Annotated in this window: 14 protein-coding genes; all 14 read right to left on the bottom strand. The window is 54.8% G+C overall.

Going from position 1 to position 17,687, the window contains the following annotated elements:
* Positions 1–46: 46 nt before the first annotated feature.
* Positions 47–2,209 carry a flagellar biosynthesis protein FlhA gene (flhA, locus tag FHI25_RS12760; RefSeq protein ID WP_210518344.1) on the bottom strand — a complete coding sequence of 721 codons (2,163 nt, stop codon included), beginning with the start codon at positions 2,207–2,209 and terminating at the stop codon, positions 47–49.
* Between the two features lie 89 nt (positions 2,210–2,298).
* Positions 2,299–3,870 carry a sigma-54 dependent transcriptional regulator gene (locus tag FHI25_RS12755; RefSeq protein ID WP_210518341.1) on the bottom strand — a complete coding sequence of 524 codons (1,572 nt, stop codon included), beginning with the start codon at positions 3,868–3,870 and terminating at the stop codon, positions 2,299–2,301.
* A gap of 86 nt (positions 3,871–3,956) precedes the next feature.
* Positions 3,957–4,751: a MotA/TolQ/ExbB proton channel family protein gene (locus FHI25_RS12750; RefSeq protein ID WP_008891637.1), complete on the bottom strand. Its 795-nt coding sequence runs from the start codon at positions 4,749–4,751 to the stop codon at positions 3,957–3,959.
* A gap of 21 nt (positions 4,752–4,772) precedes the next feature.
* On the bottom strand, positions 4,773–5,135 hold the full coding sequence (fliN, locus tag FHI25_RS12745; protein WP_008891638.1) for a flagellar motor switch protein FliN: 363 nt from the start codon (positions 5,133–5,135) through the stop codon (positions 4,773–4,775).
* Positions 5,128–6,384, bottom strand: a complete 1,257-nt coding sequence (locus tag FHI25_RS12740; protein ID WP_210518339.1) for a FliH/SctL family protein — start codon at positions 6,382–6,384, stop codon at positions 5,128–5,130. Before FHI25_RS12740 ends, fliN begins: the two co-directional genes overlap by 8 nt.
* A gap of 79 nt (positions 6,385–6,463) precedes the next feature.
* On the bottom strand, positions 6,464–8,065 hold the full coding sequence (gene fliF, locus FHI25_RS12735) for a flagellar basal-body MS-ring/collar protein FliF (RefSeq protein ID WP_008891640.1): 1,602 nt from the start codon (positions 8,063–8,065) through the stop codon (positions 6,464–6,466).
* Positions 8,066–8,419: 354 nt separating this feature from the next.
* Positions 8,420–10,165: a flagellar hook-basal body complex protein gene (locus tag FHI25_RS12730; RefSeq protein WP_210518336.1), complete on the bottom strand. Its 1,746-nt coding sequence runs from the start codon at positions 10,163–10,165 to the stop codon at positions 8,420–8,422.
* A gap of 48 nt (positions 10,166–10,213) precedes the next feature.
* Positions 10,214–11,002, bottom strand: coding sequence for a flagellar hook capping FlgD N-terminal domain-containing protein (locus tag FHI25_RS12725; RefSeq protein WP_210518334.1), 789 nt, complete (start codon positions 11,000–11,002; stop codon positions 10,214–10,216).
* Positions 11,003–11,023: 21 nt separating this feature from the next.
* Positions 11,024–12,664: a flagellar hook-length control protein FliK gene (locus FHI25_RS12720; RefSeq protein WP_210518331.1), complete on the bottom strand. Its 1,641-nt coding sequence runs from the start codon at positions 12,662–12,664 to the stop codon at positions 11,024–11,026.
* Between the two features lie 260 nt (positions 12,665–12,924).
* Entirely contained in the window at positions 12,925–13,425 is a 501-nt protein-coding gene (fliS, locus tag FHI25_RS12715) for a flagellar export chaperone FliS (protein ID WP_008891644.1), read from the bottom strand.
* A 57-nt stretch (positions 13,426–13,482) separates the two neighbouring features.
* Positions 13,483–15,255 (bottom strand): flagellar filament capping protein FliD, encoded by a 1,773-nt coding sequence (fliD, locus tag FHI25_RS12710; RefSeq protein ID WP_210518329.1) that lies wholly within the window; start codon positions 15,253–15,255, stop codon positions 13,483–13,485.
* 102 nt (positions 15,256–15,357) lie between these two features.
* Positions 15,358–15,726, bottom strand: coding sequence for a flagellar protein FlaG (locus FHI25_RS12705; RefSeq protein WP_210518318.1), 369 nt, complete (start codon positions 15,724–15,726; stop codon positions 15,358–15,360).
* A 93-nt stretch (positions 15,727–15,819) separates the two neighbouring features.
* On the bottom strand, positions 15,820–17,160 hold the full coding sequence (locus FHI25_RS12700) for a flagellin (RefSeq protein WP_210518315.1): 1,341 nt from the start codon (positions 17,158–17,160) through the stop codon (positions 15,820–15,822).
* Positions 17,161–17,591: 431 nt separating this feature from the next.
* A partial coding sequence (locus FHI25_RS20740) for a flagellin (protein ID WP_282597590.1) occupies positions 17,592–17,687 on the bottom strand: 96 nt, incomplete at its 5' end.

Below are 17,687 nucleotides of genomic sequence, written 5' to 3'. Positions count from 1 at the left end.
CGGTTTGTCATTTCCGCAAGCAGGGCGGTTTGGTTGATCATGCGCATCAAACCTGCCCCAGCGTTTTCAGCTGTGCCTTGGGGTGGATTTCGTTTTGCGACATCACCACGGTGCTCGGGCGGAAACGCTCGACAATGGATCGCACATAGGGGCGAATGCCCGGGCTGGTCAGAAGAACCGGGCTTTCGCCCATCATGCCGAGGCGCTCGAACGTCGTTCTGACCTTGTTGATAAATTCCTGAAGCTGGCTTGGCGGAATGGAAAGCTGCTTTTCCTCGCCCTGACCAACCAGGCTTTCGGCAAAGATCTGTTCCCACTGCGGCGACATGGTCACCAGCGGAATGACGCCATCCTGATTGGTATTCACATCCGACAACTGGCGCGCCAGTCGTGACCGCACATGTTCGGTCATGAAGGTCGGATTGCGGGTAAAGGCGGTGGATTCTGCAATGCCTTCAAGGATCGTCGGCAGATCGCGGATGGAAACGCGTTCGGTCAAAAGGTTCTGCAATACGCGCTGAACACCACCAACCGAAACCTGACCCGGAACGATATCCTCGACCAGTTTTTTCTGGTCTTCATCAAGTTCATCAAGCAGCTTTTGCGTTTCGGCATAAGACAGCAGTTCGGGCATGTGATCCTTGATCACTTCGGTGATGTGCGTCGTGATCACGGTTTGCGGATCAACCACCGTATAGCCACGGAACATGGCCTCTTCCTTCATGCCCTGTTCGATCCACATGGCCGGCAGGTTGAAGGTCGGCTCCATCGTCTTTTCGCCAGACAAGGTAATTTCCTCGCCGCGCGGATCCATCACCAGCAACATGTTCGGGCGCAGATCACCGCGGCCTGCCTCGATCTCCTTAACGCGGAGCACATAGGTATTAGCGGGCAGTTGCATGTTGTCCTGAATGCGCACCGACGGCATGACAAAGCCCATGTCACCGGCAAGCTGGCGACGCAGTGCCTTGATCTGATCGGTCAGTTTTTGGCCACGTTCGGTGCTGATCAGCGACAGCAAGCCATAGCCGAGTTCAAGACGGACATAGTCCATGCGCAAGGCATTGGCGATGGGTTCTTCTGGTGGCGGGCCGGCGGCATCGGCCGCGGCCTGGGATTCTTTCATCTGTTCTTCGGCAACGGCTGCGTTCTGGCGTTTGCTCATGTAGTAGGCGAGATACCCCAACCCGATCGCCAATCCGAGGAACCAGATCATCGGAATGCCCGGCAGAAGTGACATGCCGCCCATCAGGGCAGCAGCAACGCCAAGGGCCGCCGGATAGTTACTGACCTGCCCGAAAACGGCCTTCTCGGTTGCGCCATCAAGGCCACCCTTGGTGACCAGAAGACCCGCAGCAGTCGAAACGATCAGGGCCGGGATCTGCGAGACCAGACCGTCGCCGACGGTCAGGATCGTGTAGGTTTCGGTTGCCTCGGCGAGGGAAAGGCCCATCTGGGCGGTGCCGATGATGATGCCGCCGATCACGTTGATAAACGTAATCAGAATACCGGCAACCGCATCACCGCGAACAAACTTGGATGCACCATCCATCGAGCCAAAGAAGGAACTTTCATCTTCAAGTTCCTTACGGCGGGCCTTTGCCTGTTCTTCATTGATCAGGCCTGATGACAGGTCGGCGTCAATCGCCATCTGCTTACCGGGCATGGCATCAAGGGTAAAGCGTGCCGCGACCTCGGCAATACGGCCGGAACCCTTGGTGATAACGACAAAGTTGATGATGACAAGGATGGCAAAGACGATAATCCCGATGACGAAATTGCCCGAAATCAGGAAGCTGCCAAACGCCTCGATCACCGCACCGGCGGCATGGGTACCTTCGTGCCCATAGCCAAGGATCAGTCGCGTTGTCGCAATGTTCAGCGCGAGCCTGAGCGACGTTGCCACCAGCAGGATCGTCGGGAAAGAGTTGAATTCAAGCGGCTTCTGGATGAACAGCGATGTCATCAGGATCAGCACAGAGAAGCTGATTGAAAGCGCCAGCATGAAATCAAGCAGCCAGGGCGGCATCGGGAACATCATGACCACAAGGATCATGATAAAGCCGAGCGCCATGGCGATATCGCCACGTTTCATGGCCGAAGCGACACGCGACTGAATGGCGCCGAGATTTAACCCGCCCGGCGCACCGCCGCCGGGGCCGTCAGAGCCGCCGGAACCAGTCGGTGTGATGTCTTGACCTTCGGCCATTGTCTTTGCTTGTTATCCTGTTGCTTGCTCGATGTTCGTTGCGCCTTTACCTGCCTTGAAGATGGGGACAGCGCGCCGAAATTTCATGTTCAGTCGTGACCGTCGCCCGGGGCCGGTACAGCAAGTCCTTCGTCGGTATACTGGCGCAGCTTGTTGCGCAGGGTCCGGATGGAAATGCCAAGAATGTTGGCCGCATGGGTGCGGTTGCCAAAGCAATGCTTGAGCGTATCAATAATCAGATCACGTTCGACATCAGCAACAGTACGCCCGACAAGTGCCGAGGTCACAGAACCGTTTCCAGCCGTGCTTTCATCGGATGCACCATCATCGCCGCTGTCTGCGTCATTATCCCGAGAAGGGGCCTCATTCGCCGGTGCGGACGGCGAAGGGGCGGCAGGTGCAGGTGCGCTGGGCTGATAGGCCGATGATGCCGCGCCATAGGCGGCATTGGCACTGGCATAGGCCGAACTGGCGCGTGCCGTCGTAGACGGGGCCGGTGCAGACGCAGATGGTGCCGGGGCCTGCGACACCGGCGCTGCGGCTGCCGGGGCAGGTGCGTTGCTTTCGCCCGACAGCATGATGGCTTCTGGCCCGATTTCATCGGGACCGGCGATCAGAACCGCACGGTGCATGGTATTTTCAAGTTCGCGGACATTGCCCCGCCAGTGGTGAGACAGCAGGCGCTGGATGGCAAGCGGGCTGATCGGGCGGACCGGAACGTCATTGGCATCAGAGTATTTTTTGACAAAGAACTCGGCCAAAACCGGGATGTCATCGGGACGTTCGCGCAGTGACGGGATGTCGAGATTGACCACGTTCAGGCGGAAATACAAATCCTCGCGGAAGTTGCCGGCATTGACTTCGGCCTCAAGATTGCGGTTCGAGGTCGCAAGAATTCGGACATCGACCTTGACCGGGCTTTTGCCGCCAAGCCGGTCAATTTCCTTTTCCTGAATGGCACGCAGAAGCTTGGCCTGAAGGCGCACATCCATTTCGCTGATTTCATCAAGCAAAAGGGTACCGCCATTGGCTTCTTCGAACTTGCCGATACGTCGTGCCTGAGCGCCGGTAAAGGCGCCCTTTTCATGGCCAAACAGTTCGGATTCAAGAAGGTTATCAGGGATGGCCGCACAGTTAACCGCAACGAACGGCTTGTCCGAACGATTGGACTTGCGGTGCACATAGCGCGAAATGATTTCCTTACCGGTGCCGCTTTCGCCCGTGATCAGGATGGATGCCGAACTGTTGGCCACCTGACTTGCCAGGCGGAGCGTCTCGGCCATGCGCGCATCGCGATGGATCAGGGCGTGACTTTCTTCGGTGACGGCTTCGAAAATCGCGGCAATCAGATCGGCTTCTGGGGGCAGGGGGATGAATTCCTGGGCACCTGCCTTGATCGCATTGACCGCACCATTGACGTCATTGCCGATGCCACACGCGACCACCGGGGTTGTGATGCGCTCGGCAACCATGCCTTCAATCAGGGCGGCGACATCAAGGGTGATATCCGCCATAACCAGATCAATCCGGTTGCCCGCCCGCAGGATGTTAAGCGCAGTCGTGACACTTTCGGCCAACTGGACCGAAGCGCCGCGCGCCATTGCGATCTTGCTGGCTGCGCCTATCTGTCCGCCCAGTCCACCAACGATCAGTACCTGCATCGTATCATCTCTTTCCGATCAGTTTCGGGGACCCGGCGCATCACAAGAGCGTTGATGCGCCAGAACCACCATATTCACATTCACGATCAATCGAAGTAGCTGACGCGTTTTGACGGCGGCAGGATCGAGTTGATCAGCATTTCCAGACGACGGGGGTTTTCCTGTCGACCGATGGAAACAGCACCAACCATGTAGACCGAATTCAAAAGTTCCTCGTCGCTGGAGTTGCGTTCAAGCTTCCCGGCAAGCGGCATGAACACCATGTTGGCCAGAACCGCGCCATAGAAGGTCGTCAAAAGTGCAACAGCCATCGACGGACCAATCGAAGACGGATCATCAAGGTTACCAAGCATCTGCACCAGGCCGATCAGCGTCCCGATCAGGCCCATCGCAGGTGCAACGTCACCGGCTTTTTTCATGATGTTGGCACCTTTCTGGTGGCGGCCGATGGTGGCGTTCATGTCCTTGCGCATGATGGCTTCGACTTCTTCGGGCGGGGTGCCGTCAACGACAAGCGACAAGCCTTTCCAAAGGTATTCTTCGCTTTGCAGGCTATCAAGATGCCCCTGAAGGGACAGAACACCGCCTTTGCGGGCGATTTCAGCAAGCTGAAGAATTTGAAGTGCCGCATCTGCCGGATTGCGCGATTTGTGGAAAATCGTGCGCATCAGCACTTTGCCAGAGCCGAGAAACTCGCCCAGCGCAAAGCTGACAGCCGTGATGGCTGCTGTACCGCCGATAACAATCAGGACAGAGGGGATATCGATAAACGCACCAGGCGATCCACCAAAGATGATTGCAGCAATCACCAACGCAAAGCCAATGGCCAGTCCCCCGACTGTCGCAATGTCAAACGACGTTTTAGTCCCCCCTTCGGCCATAGTCGGATATCCTCTCTTACGTTAGCTTTTCTCGGATTTGATGATTTCCGTCATGGTCACACCAAGCCGGTCTTCCACGACCACCACCTCGCCGCGTGCGACGAGACGGTTGTTCACATAGATATCAATAGCTTCACCAACTTTACGGTCAAGCTCTACCACGGCACCACGACCAAGTTTCAGCAATTGACTGACTTGCATGGTTGCTTTGCCAAGAACTGCCGAAACCTGAACGGGAATATCGTACACGGCTTCGAGATCCTTGGAAGTCTTCATCTGCTCGCTGCCAGCTTCGGCCGCAGCAAGAAGTTCGGTCCCTTCGCCCTCGAGTTCGATGTTATCGTCGTCGAGCTCCGAGAGTTCTAGATCGTCATCATCAGCCATTTTCGTCTCCTGCGTCTTTGGTCGGTTGCTTCACAGCAGCCGTTTCATCGGCTGTGGTCGTCGGGTCTTCCTGCGCAGCCGTCTGTTCGGTTTCCGGGCCGGAATTGCTTGGCTGTGCAGGGCCTTGCGCTGTCGCCGTTGTCTGGTCTTTTTGTGGTTCAGGCTTGTTTCCCGCCTGATCTGTAATGTTTGCTTCTGGTGTCGGCTGTGGCGGCGGTGTCGTGTCCGTTTCAGGTCCGTGCATCGCGCCATCGGTGGTTGCCGATTCAGCCTTCGTATCTTCTTGCAATGTTTGCATATTCCGCGCCGCGGTGCCATCGCCTTCTTGCGTATCAGAGCCGGGCTCAGCGGGTTCTTCGGCGGATGGCATCTCGGGTGTGATCTGATTTGCTGGTTCTGCCTGATCCGGCGCCGGTCCGCTTGGCTGAACCGGTGCAGAAGGCTGTGCCGGTGCCTTCGCCTCGGGGGCGAGGCGGCTTTCCTGAATTTCGGGATCGCCCATATCGCTTTCGGGCAGATCATGGTCGTTGGCATGCAGGGTCAGTGCATTGTCGATGATGGCGTTGATTTCCGACCATATCCGCGCACTGTCGCGAACCGCGGTGCCATCGCCCCAGGATACCTGACAATCACCCCTTGCGACGTCCGGTTCGCCAACCACAACAACCTTGCCGGAAAAGCCACGGGAGTCTGCAATGCGCTGGGCTGCGGCACCGACTTCTGTTTCAAGGTCGGGATTGACCTTGATCATGACTTTCGGCGCTTCAAACAGGTTGGCAAGACATTGGCGCACGATGTCTTCGATTTCGGTCATCTGGTACTGTTTTGACCAGGCCGGTGCCAGCTTGCGAATGACACCAAGGGCAACGTGAATGGCGTCTTCGTTGATTTTGGCATTGGCGCGCTTTTGCTGCTCGTCAATCTGGGCGAGCTTTTCGGCGATTTCGGATTCCACATCGCCAACCGCCTTTTCAAGCGACGCCATGATTTGCTGATGGGCTTCATCAAAGCCCTGTTTGTGACCTTCGGCAAAACCCTGTTCGTGGCCGCGCTTTTCGGCATCGGCGACCATCTGTGCGCCCTGGTCCTCTGTATAGACAGGCGGCGGGGGCGGCGGGGCTTCTTCTTCTTTCTTTTTCTTCTTTTTCGTGCCCAGTTCGTAATGCTCATCCTCTTTGCCTGCCGAACGGATTACGTTGTCGGCATCGTCGAAGCTGAGTGAGAATGTGAACTTTTCAATGGCCGTCATATCGAACTGCTAAAACGCCTTGAGCAACAAAAGGAAGGCAGCCCTGCGGCTGCCAGTGAGCCGATAACTGTCAGGAGAATTAGCTCTCCTGATACAGCCAGTTGCGAATGATCGAGAGAGCTTCTTCCGGGTGTTTCTCCACGATCTCGCCAATCTTCTTGACCGAGGATGCTTTCACGCGACCTTCAACCTGCGACAGGTTGATCAGTTCTTCGCCGTCATCCATGCCAGGTGCCATCGGAACAGGTGCCGGACCTTCAAGGGCCGGCGTGCCGTCGGCGGTCATGTCATCGGCAAGAAGCTGACGCTGTGCCATATCCGCCGCACTCGGCAGAGTTTCGAACGCACGGGTCAGAAGCGGGCGTACCACCAGCAGGATGACGAGGATGGCAACAATCGCCAGCACCAGCATCTCGGCGATGCGGAAGATCTCAGCCTTGTCGAGGCCAAGGAACGTCTCGATCTCTTCATCCGGGAACAGGTCGGCAGTATCAGCAAACTGCATGTTGATGACTTCGACCTGATCGCTGCGTTGCGGGTCATAGCCGATGGCACTTCGCACGAGTGCTGCGATCTTTTCAAGGTCTTCCGGGGAGCGTTCCTGATACAGGCGCTCGCCATTTTCATCCGTGGTGTAGGTGCCATCAACAAGGACGGCCACTGTCACACGCGAAATCTCGCCGATTTCCTTGATCTGTGTGGTGGTTGTTTTGGAAATCTCGTAATTGACCGTTTCTTCGGTGCGGCTTTCCTGACTTTGGGTTCCTGCACCGTTTGCGGCATCAAAATTGGCATCCGGCAGATTGTTCTGAAGCGTTACCGGATCGGTGCCCTCTGTCTCGGAATTGGTCGCGTTTTCTTCAATCGTCTGGCTTGAACGAATGACGCGCTCATCCGGATTAAACCGCTCGTTGGCGGTCGTAATCTTGTTGAAGTCCATTTCGACCGAAACTTCGGCACGGACTTCGCCATAACCAAGGGAACGCGACAGAAGATCTTCGATGGTATTGCGCAGGCGGCTTTCGGTGCGAATGCGCATTTCATCGGCGGTCTGGGTCAGGAATGTCGAAGACTGTTGTTCGCCATCACCGCGCGCAAGCAACCGGCCGCGTTCATCAATGATCGATACCTTGCCCGGATCAAGCTGGGGCACCGCAGCAGCCACAAGATGCTGGATTGCGACAACCTGTTCAGGTTTCAGTTCGCCACCGGCCATCTTGACCGCGATAGAGGCACTGGCTTCCTGGGTTTCACGTGAGAACATCTGACGTTTTGGCAGAACCAGATGAACGCGTGCCTGCTGGATCGCCTGAATGGATGCGATCGTGCGGGCCAGCTCGCCTTCAAGGGCGCGAACATGGTTGATGTTCTGTTCGAAACTGGTGGCGCCAAAGCCGTCGGAATTGTCAAATACTTCATACCCGACAGAGCCGCCGGTCGGCAGGCCGCTTTCGGCCATGGTCAGACGCATGCGGTTGACCTGATCGGCCGGGACAAGAATTTCGGTACCGTTGTTCAGCAACTGGTACTGAACCTGCTGGTCTTCGAGGCGATTGACGATCTGGCTGGCGTCAGCCGGATCCAGATCGCGATAGAGCAGTTCCATATTCGGGGCTGAAACACGCATGATCAGGAATGCAAAGAAGACAAGCAACAGCACGCCCACGCCACTGATAGCCATCAGCCGCGTTGGTCCCAGACCCTTGAGTGTTTGTAACAAGCCGCCCACGTTCGACTGCTCCGAAACGAAAATTTACCACTGTCCCCATGCGGATCGATCCGTGCGGAATACGACCAGCATTAACAACGAATAGTTCTCCATGCTGAAGAACAGGTTAACAACCGGCAATTTTTGCCCAGTCATCGGATTCAAATTTATCAGTGATTTGAATCGCTTGGATATCTGATGACCGAATTGTTCTGCCCTTAATGTAGTGAGTCAATCGGGCAAAAAGAAGCCCGGCAATTGTGCCGGGCGAGTCTCTATTGGTGCAATATGTTTCAGGGCGGGCTAACGCCCTGAAACAGATGTCAATTACCGTTTGATACGGATCAGCTCGTCGAGCATTTCATCGGTTGTGGTGATCGTCTTGGTGTTCGCAGAGTAGGCGCGCTGGGTAACGATCATGTTGGTGAATTCCTCACCAAGATCGACGTTCGATCCTTCAAGCGCAGATGCGACAACGTTACCGGCACCGTTCAGGCCCGGTTCACGCAGCAGGTAATCACCCGACTCACGTGTCTGTCGATAAACGTTACCAGTGTGGTTTTCCATTTCATCAGGGGCTTCGAACGTTGCGATCGCCAGCTTGTAGACCGGGCGTTTCACACCGTTTGCGAATTCCACCTGCAGGAAGCCTTCCTCGGTGAAGGCATAGTTCACCATGGTCCCGGCCTGCGCACCGTTCTGGTTGATGAAGTGAGTTGTGTATTCGACGAGGTTACCGTTCGCATCAGAACCGGCAGCGAACTGGGTAATGCCGTTGCCAAGGCCGATGGTACCGAAATCAAGGGTGAATTCGCTGGTGTCGGAACCATTGGTCCATTCAGCCGAGATATCAGTGTCGACCAGGCTGCCGTTTACACCGATGGTTGTGGCGCCGATGGTCGCCTGCACACCCGTAAAGCTCTGAAGGTTACCAGAACCGTCGAATGTGACCGTACCTGCCTGGATCAAACCGTTCGGATGATCGGTGGTATCAAGTTCACCGGTCGTGGTGTTGCCAATAAGCTCGAAGCCCCAACGGTTCTGACCCAGTTTGACAACCTGAAGGTTCACAGTGTGCGCCGAACCAAGGGAGTCGTAGATCGTAACAGGCATCGAGTTGTCTTCGGCAACTGTTCCGGTTGCAAGGTTACCTGCAGTATAGGTCGGCGCGAGGGTGCCTGGGACACCAGGAACCGTAATGCCCGTTGCACTAAATGGTGTGCCGGTGACGTTGGCGAAGGTCACTCCTTGATCGGCAAAAGCAGCTGTGAGTGTCAATGTGTCGTTCGTGCCAGTTGTGGTGGTGCTGGCATTGATACCGGTCACCGCACTGATGGCAGTTGCCAGATCTTCGAGCGTATCACCCGTATTGATGGTGATTGTCGTCGTTGTGCCGTTGTGAGTGATGCTGAACTGGTCGCCGTTGTTGATGCCGGCAAGTGTCGTCAGATCGGTCGTATCATAATCGAGACCCGTGGTGGTCGAGGTTGCCGTGCCACCGGTAACAGCCGTTTCGTCCGAGTTCAGGTTGGCGCCAAATTCGATAGTAGTGGTAGAAGCAGCTGCCGTCAGGATCGAGTTGATATCAAGGACCTGAAGATCGGTGACAGCCGAACTGTTTGAAGTCGTGGCGTTACCGTTCGCATCAAGAAGGCCACCTTCGCGGTCAGTCGCCCAACCCTGAACATAGTAGCCTGCGGTGTTGCGCAGATAGCCGTCATCATCCGGCTTGAAGTCGCCAGCACGGGTAAAGAACAGCTCGTCATTGGTGCCAGGCGATGCGGTACCGCGAACGATGAAGAAACCATCGCCAGAAATGGCTGCTGCCGTGGTTGACGAGGTTGCCTGCAACAGACCCTGCTTGCTGATCAATGCGGTCGGATGGAACCGAACGCCACCAGGCGTGTAGCGGGTATCTGTGGCAGATTCAGTTACAAGGGTCGAGAAACGACCGATGGTTCCCTTGTAACCGATCGTGTTTAGGTTCGAGATGTTGTCCGAGATGACGCCCAGGTTCTGAGACTGGGCATTCAGGCCGGAAACACCGGAAATCATTGCACCAAAAAGGCTCATTTTTCTTCTCCTGTTTCACAGGGTGTTGATCAAATCCGGATGAATGCCCTAGGCGGCTTCTTCCTGCTGTTCAGATCCGGAGTTATCCCCGGTATTATCAGTATTATCGGTATTGTCAGTGCCAGTATCGGTGCTGTTCGCGCCCAACTTAACGTTGGTAAGCGTCGAGAACGGCACAGAGACATCGCCAAGACGGAGATAGATGTCGGTATCGTCGATATCGACACTGTCGACAGTGCCGATGATCCCAATCGCGACAGAGGCGGGTCTGCCCTTGTCATCCTTGAAGGTGTCACCGTTTGCGGCCATAGGTTGAACAACCAGCGTGTAGGCACCTGCGTCCTGTTCAACACCATTGTTGTTTTTGCCATCCCAGGTAAAGGTCTGGAGGCCAGAAACATCGGTGAGTTCTTCGGAGTAGATCGTTTTCCCGCTCTGATCCTGAATTTGCAGTTTCAGGCGCGGAACTTCCGGCGCGACATTGTATTTGTAGGTGAGCTCTTCGCCTTCGTCGCGCCAGTTGGTATCACCAACTGCCTCGATCTGCGCACCGACATAAGACAGGGCAGAGAGCTGACGCTGCTGTCCCTGCATTGCGAGCAGGTCTTCGAGGTTCTTGTTGCTCTGAATGCCTTGCTCAACCTGGGCGAACTGGCTCAGCTGGTCGGTGAATTTGTCACTTTCCATCGGCGAGGTCGGATCCTGATTCTTGAGCTGCGTGGTCAGCAGGGTCAGAAACGTATCAAAGTTTTGCGCTAGCTGACTGGCAGAGCTGCTTGAACCGGCATTGGTGTTGGACTGAGAAAGGCCAACGTTTGTCAGGGATGAAACGGTCATGGGATGTGCCCTCTACCTTTTCTATATCCGGATATCGACAAGGCCGTTGGGATTAATCCCGTAGCCAATGGCGACATGTTCGGCGAGTTCGGTTCCACTCATGACGTCACCTTCATCCGGGCTGCTGCCCTGATCGGCGGTCATACGGGATTGGCCGTTGCCTTCCTGACTCTGGCCACCTTCATTCCTGTGTTCGAAGGTGAAGCTTTGACTGTCTGCATTCAGACCGGCGTCTTTCAGCGCTTGCTGCAAGGCACGGGAGTCTTGACGCAACATGTCGAGTGTTTCGCGTGTGTCAGCCTGAATCACGCCCTGGATTCGGCCATCCTGACCGATTTCCATTTTGACATCGACGCGCCCAAGATGTTCCGGTCGAAGCTGAACAGAAATCTTGTCAACGCCTTCGCTGGCTGCATTGCGGATCGAAACGGCGACTTGCTGCTGAACCTGTTGCGAGGGGGCCTGACGTGCGGTGTGCGCGGTCTGACCACCCGTGTTGGTCTGATGCAGACTGCTGGTACTTCCCGGTTGGCCGTTGGCTGTTGCTGTGGCCTCAGTGCCGCCAGTTGCTGTAACCACACTGTTGGTTGACACATTCTGCGCGGCGGTCGGGTTGTTTTGCGCGTTCGGCCCGGCTGCTGCGGCCATTGCCTGCTGTGCTGCCTGGGCAGTTTGTGCCGGGTTGGCTGCGGAAGCCTGCTGGGTGCTATTATTGGTCTGGCCGGTGGTTGCTGCGTTCGTGGTGCCGGTGACATCGGTTTTACCTTTGCCGTCACCGGTCATTGAATCGACAACCCGCGAAAGGAACTTGTCCGAGGACATTTCATCACCGGCCCCTGCATCCGCACCATTCAGTGCCATCTTGGCAGAGGACGCTGCAGCAGGTTGCGACAGGGCAGTTGAATTCATCAAGCCGTCTGTCGTGCTATCCGCAGTGGCGCTACCATTGGTGGCACCGGTTGCTGCCTGACCATTTGCCAAGGCTGCGTTCTGGGCATTTGCTAAACCATTAGTACCAGCAGCCTTCATTTTAGCGGCTTCGGCCTTGGCCAATTCAATGGCTTCGGGGGATCCCGGAAGCGGAACGGCTTGTGTCGGCTGGTTGGGATCGACCACGTCAGCGTCGGCCGTCAGGGCGCTGTTGCCATCTGACTTGGTATCATCTGATTCTGCTGATGTGGTTTCGTCGGATGCGGAAGCAGTTTTTTCACCGTCCTGGGACGTCGCTTCGTTATCGTTTGAACGATCACCGCCATCTGCAGTTTCCATGTCCTCGCCAGCGCGATCATCTTCCGAGTTGGCTTCCACGTCGCGCGGTTCATCGGATTTTGGATCTTCGATTTTGGCATGATCATCATGATCTTCGTAGTCATCATGTGATGCGCGGACAGGGTCGTCTTCGCGGCGATCTTCGGAACGCGCCTCATTGATGCTGCGTTTGTCGCGTGCGGATCTTTCGGCTTCCATATCTGAGCGCCGATCATCGAAATTCTTCTGGGCAGATTTTGCCGCGTCGTATTTGACCTGATGACTTTGCTCAGACCAGTTGTCTGTGATTGACGCCATGACATCACCAAAGCCCGATCCCTTGCGTTCGCTCGGGTTTGTGCCGGGAATGGAGACAGTTGGCATCACGCTGTTTGTAATCGCAGAGCTGTTCATGACCTTGGTCCTTATGGAAGCAGTGTCAGAACATGTGCAAGTGGCGGGCCAGTTTTGATTGTTAACGTTTTCTACATAGTTTCAGCAGGTTAGCAGTGTGTTAGCAGAAAGGGCAGATTTTGCCTTCTGCGGGGTTGGCCGATGCCGGGCAAAAATGAACCTGTGATTTAGGGGCCCGGTCAAAAGCAGGCCAAAAACAAAAAAGACCTCCGAAAATTTCGGAGGTCTTTAATCCGGTGCGCGATACCTGGTGTTTGGGATCAGGCAGAAATTGACAGGCCGGTTTTCGCCGGTGCCTGTGGTTCTGTTTCTTCGCTTGCAGTTGCCGTTTCGTTGGTAAGCGCCGGGCGTGCTTGTTGCGCGGTCAAAACTGCCTGACGCAGTTCGCCTTCGCTTTTCTCAGAAAGCTCGGCCCATGAATCCCGAAGTGGTGTCAGAAGCTTGATCACTTCTGCTGCGGCGTTGGGATCATTTTTCCGATCCACATCCATCAGACGGAGCATGCAGTGGGTATAGAGTCGTTCCAGATTTGCAGCGATCTCGCCGCCCTGTTCCATATCCAAAGTGTTCGAAAGATGGGCAATCAGTTCCTGTGCACTGCAGTTCGCATTGCAACGGCCCTGAATGTCATTCCGCTCAATCGCGTGTTGCGCCTCCTGCAAGCGCGACAAGGTCTTTTCAAACAGCATGAACACCATCTTTGCCGGTGTGGCTGTATTGACCTGCTGTTGCTTGTATGTATGGGCGGCGTGTTCGTTCATGCGACACTCCTTGGTATGCTAAGCGTGAGTTCAGTGTGCATGTATGGCAGACAAAAGTTAACCTTTATCTCGTCCTGCAGCCATTAATTCGTCAAGAGAACTCTGAATGTTCTTCATGCGTGCAAGGGCCGATTCCATTGCAATGAACTGATCCATAAGGACTTCTCGCTGCCGGGTAAGACGTTCGTCAATGCGGTCAACTTTTTCTTCGTAAGAAGTGGTCTGCACTTCCAGATCGGAGATGGCCTGGGTCAAAGTCCCGTCTTCTTCGTCCAGAATAGAATCCAGTTCGAAGTAGAATTGCGCACCGATCCCGATGCTGGTGGTTACAGTCGCTGTATCGGATGCATTTGCATCCCCACCATAAAACAGGCGCAAACCGTCGGCCGTGCGGATGCTGTTGCCCGATACAACGGCGTTCTTGCCGGTCGTTGTCACGCCATTGACGGTGATATCGTAGGTGACGCTGTTGATCGTACCGCCCGATGCATCAATGTTGAACTCATAGGTTGCAGCATTGGTTTTGCCATCAAAACCGGTCATGGTGACGTCAGAATTGTCCGACTTCCCGCGGAACAGGAACAGTTCCATCACTTCTTGCGGTTCGTTGAGCAACGCCTCGTTCAGGGCGGCCTCGTCAAGATCGATGGTCTTGCTGAGCATCGGGTCTTCGTTCGCGCCATAGGCAACGAAATCCAGACCAATTTCAGCCAGAACCGAATAATCGTCCTTGTCGGGTCTGTCGGTTACGCCGTTCGCAAAGGAGCCCGCAATCTGTTGCAGGGCAGATTCAATGCCTTTGACAGACGTATTGCCGAGCAACACCGCATCTTCCGATGACTCGCCCGTGGTCGGGTCAACAAAAGTCTTTTCATTGATGAATGTCTGAACAGCATTATAGGCTTCGACAAAATTGAGGATTGCCGTTTTCGCCTGATTAAGGTCCTGTTCGATCTCAATCGTGATCTCGGTCCCCGGTTCAGCGTCATAGAGGCTGATGCTCAGGCCATCAATAAGATCAGAGAATTCGTTGGATCCGCGCGTAACAGTGATGCCATCAAGCGTAATGCTGGCATTGTTGCCATCATCAATAACGTTGGCAGCATTGATCGTTGTTGAGTCTGTCAGAACACCGAGGTTTTGCAAAACACTGCCGCTGTCGTCACTGAACGACATGCGATTAGCTTCGCCTTCCTCGACCGAGGTCAGGATCAGTGTACTTTCGGTTTCTGACACCTTGACGACCGAGGCCTGGATGCCGGTCGTATCCTTGACGTTGTTGATCTTGTCACGGATGTCCTGAAGCGTATCACCGGCCGCGACGGTCACGCTTGAGCTGCCAGTGCCACCGGTTATCGTAAATGTGCCAGTGCCCGTAAGTCCGGTGACGTCAGCGCTTGCCGCGACAGTCTGGGTATTACTTGAAAGCTTGTGTTTGCTGGCGACCTGGTTGATTTCGAACTTGTAGCTTCCGGTCTCGGCGGCGTTTGAGGCGACAACACCTATTAAAGATCCTGCTTCGGTGGTGTTGTTCGTAGAAGCAAAAATTTGTTTGGATTCAAAGATGTTGCGCGAGTTGTCAAAGCTGGTCGCACCATAGAGGTTCGCCATGGAGTCCTTAAGGGTACCAACAAGCGTCTGCAGCTCTTTCAGCGCAGCAATTTTCTCGTCGTTTGCTTCAATCCGTTTTTCAAGATTGTCGGCAGGAATACGACGGGCAGCAATCATCTTGTCGACGGTGTCGACGAAATCGATGTTGGAGGAGCCGCCAGACAACTGGACACGGCCGTTATCGCCAACATAGATATTATTTAAATTCAGACTGCTCATTGGTGTAGCTCCTTGGGTGCTCCCGGCTGATTTTGCCTGCTAGCGGTATGTTTTGTCAAACCGAACTGCAAGAACCGTGCCTATATGCGCCCACTCGCTGTGTTAAATTTCTTCGTCGACAAAGCTGCCGAGATACTCGCGCATTTGCGAGAACAGTTGCTGCAGTTCCTTGGATGGCAGCTCGCGCAGGACTTCACCGCTGGTGCGGTCGGTGACTTTTGCCACGACGCGGCCGGTGTCCTGGTTGAAGTTCAGCTCAACCCGTGCCGTGCCATCGGCAAGGTCAGGCAGATCCATACTTGCAAGGGCATCCTGCATTTTCTGCGGAACTGCAGAAGGTTTGTTGTCCGGTTTTGCCACCGGTGAAGAAACCGCACTGACTTTGGCTGGTGCGACTTCCGGTACGCTCGCAGCAGCATGGGGGATACCCCCAGAGCCACTCGACGCACTATAGTTTTTTACGACTTCCATTTTTCAGCTCCTTAAAGCCGCCATCCTGTAACAGCAGGATGAAACTTGAAAAAGACGATTGCCGGCAATCAGTGCCGGGGGACGAGAGTTAGGTTACTGTAACAGACGCAGCAAGTTTTGCGGCATCTGGTTTGCTTGTGCCAACATTGCGACACCCGACTGAACCAGGATCTGCTTGGAGGTGAAGGCGGTCATTTCTGCCGCAACATCAAGATCAAGCAGGGTCGAGCGTGCAGACTCTGTGTTTTCCTGCGTGGTCGCCAAGTTTTGTCCGGCGAAGTCCAAGCGGTTTTGATAGGTACCGATATTGGCACGGGCACGCTGCAGGTCGTCAATTGCGCGACCTACAACTTCTACAGCCTCCTGTGCACCGGCAGCCGTATCAATCGCATTTGCCCCAAGGTCAGCGATGGAAACTTCTGTACCAAGGGCGCCGGCACCCAAGGTATCGGAGTCTACTGACGAAAATTCAATCGACATTCGATCGTTTGCGGTATTTCCTGCTCCGACTTGGAAATCAACGCTCTGCTGGAGAGCCTGACCGTTGTCAGCGGCCATGTTAACGACATTCAATGAAGAGTCGTTACCGGCAACGCCGTTGAAGGTGGTGTCAGAGCCGAAGTTCGACGCACCAGTGTTGTCTGCGGCAATCGACGATACAGATGCCGAGAAGTTGGTGTTCACCGTGAAGCTCAGGCCAAGCTCATCGAAGTTCAGGGTCGCATTTTCACCAGCCCCAATTGCGGTGGTGCCGCCCGAAGCATAGTCCGTTACGTCGATCGACTGCGAACGGTTGTCGCCATCAACAGTGGCATTCACCGTCATGATGACCTGACCACCGGCAGCATAATCAATATCAACTTCAAAGTTGTTATCGGTGATGTCACTATCGGTATCGGTCGCCCAGTAGTTGTTATCGGTGATGGCAAAGTTGTCGAAGCCGTTGACCGGGCTCAGGGCCGCGCCGCTTCCGCCGGCCGCGAGATCGTCGAAGTTCAATGCAACGTCACCACCATCGCCGAGCAGCTGAATGCCGTTGAAGTTGGTCGATGAAGCAATGCGGTCGATTTCTTCGCGCAGCTGAACGAATTCGTCATTGAGGAACCCGCGTTCGGTGTCGGACAAGTTGCCCGAGGATGCCTGAACAGCAAGTGTCTTCATTCGCACCAGAATGTTATCGATGGTTGCCATGCCGCCATCGGCGATCTGGAGCATCGAGTTGGCTTGACCAACGTTCACCGAAGCTGTTTTGAGAGACTCTGTCGTTGCATTCAAACGCGCGCCAATCGCCATCGACGCAGCATCATCTCGCGCAGAAACGACGCGTGTACCTGACGACAGTTTAGATAGGGAGCGGGTCGCTGCTGTGTCCGACGCAGTCAAGTTGCGATGTGCAACATTGGCAGCATAGTTCGAAATAATGTTAAGAGCCATAACGCATCTCCTACATGGATAGCTCTGGGCAACATCTTGTTGTCCGTGATCCGGCGCATTTGCCAGAAAATTTTCAGCCCAGACGTAGGGATGAAAACGGTAATATATATAGGGTGAAATATACTTTTAGGTTAGATTTGTGTCCAGTGAAAAAAGATTCCTCGCTTTTTGCAGTAAAAACAAATGGTTGCGTAAGGGGCAAAGCACTTACCGTGCCGGGCTTGTTAATGATTTGTAAATGAATCCGACTCCTAGCCACGCGATCTAATTCTGGGTGGGCAATTATCCTGATGTATATATTTTGTGCTGATCTCTAAATGGATGTGGTCATGATGAAGCACGCCACTTGGACTTTAATTACTACAGTTGCGACGCGAAAAGGGGCGGCCCGAAGGCCGCCCCTTTTGTAAAGACGTGTTTTGCTTTGCAGATTACTGCAGCAGACGCAGCAGGTTCTGCGGCATCTGGTTTGCCTGTGCGAGCATGGCAACACCGGACTGAACCAGGATCTGTTTTGAGGTGAAGGC

Source organism: Thalassospira sp. ER-Se-21-Dark (assembly GCF_017922435.1).
Taxonomy (GTDB): Bacteria; Pseudomonadota; Alphaproteobacteria; order Rhodospirillales; family Thalassospiraceae; genus Thalassospira.
This window is presented reverse-complemented; position numbering and strand designations above follow the sequence as displayed.

Bases quoted from the DNA above. Each gene is read 5' to 3' on its own strand.
- FHI25_RS12700 (WP_210518315.1), bottom strand. From the start codon at position 17,160: ATGGCTCTTAACATTATTTCGAACTATGCTGCCAATGTTGCACATCGC.
- fliF (WP_008891640.1), bottom strand. From the start codon at position 8,065: ATGGCTATCAGTGGCGTGGGCGTGCTGTTGCTTGTCTTCTTTGCATTC.
- FHI25_RS12705 (WP_210518318.1), bottom strand. From the start codon at position 15,726: ATGGAAGTCGTAAAAAACTATAGTGCGTCGAGTGGCTCTGGGGGTATC.
- FHI25_RS12750 (WP_008891637.1), bottom strand. From the start codon at position 4,751: ATGGCCGAAGGGGGGACTAAAACGTCGTTTGACATTGCGACAGTCGGG.
- fliS (WP_008891644.1), bottom strand. From the start codon at position 13,425: ATGAACGAACACGCCGCCCATACATACAAGCAACAGCAGGTCAATACA.
- fliD (WP_210518329.1), bottom strand. From the start codon at position 15,255: ATGAGCAGTCTGAATTTAAATAATATCTATGTTGGCGATAACGGCCGT.
- FHI25_RS12740 (WP_210518339.1), bottom strand. From the start codon at position 6,384: ATGACGGCCATTGAAAAGTTCACATTCTCACTCAGCTTCGACGATGCC.
- FHI25_RS12730 (WP_210518336.1), bottom strand. From the start codon at position 10,165: ATGAGCCTTTTTGGTGCAATGATTTCCGGTGTTTCCGGCCTGAATGCC.
- FHI25_RS12755 (WP_210518341.1), bottom strand. From the start codon at position 3,870: ATGCAGGTACTGATCGTTGGTGGACTGGGCGGACAGATAGGCGCAGCC.
- fliN (WP_008891638.1), bottom strand. From the start codon at position 5,135: ATGGCTGATGATGACGATCTAGAACTCTCGGAGCTCGACGACGATAAC.
- flhA (WP_210518344.1), bottom strand. From the start codon at position 2,209: ATGGCCGAAGGTCAAGACATCACACCGACTGGTTCCGGCGGCTCTGAC.
- FHI25_RS12720 (WP_210518331.1), bottom strand. From the start codon at position 12,664: ATGAACAGCTCTGCGATTACAAACAGCGTGATGCCAACTGTCTCCATT.
- FHI25_RS12725 (WP_210518334.1), bottom strand. From the start codon at position 11,002: ATGACCGTTTCATCCCTGACAAACGTTGGCCTTTCTCAGTCCAACACC.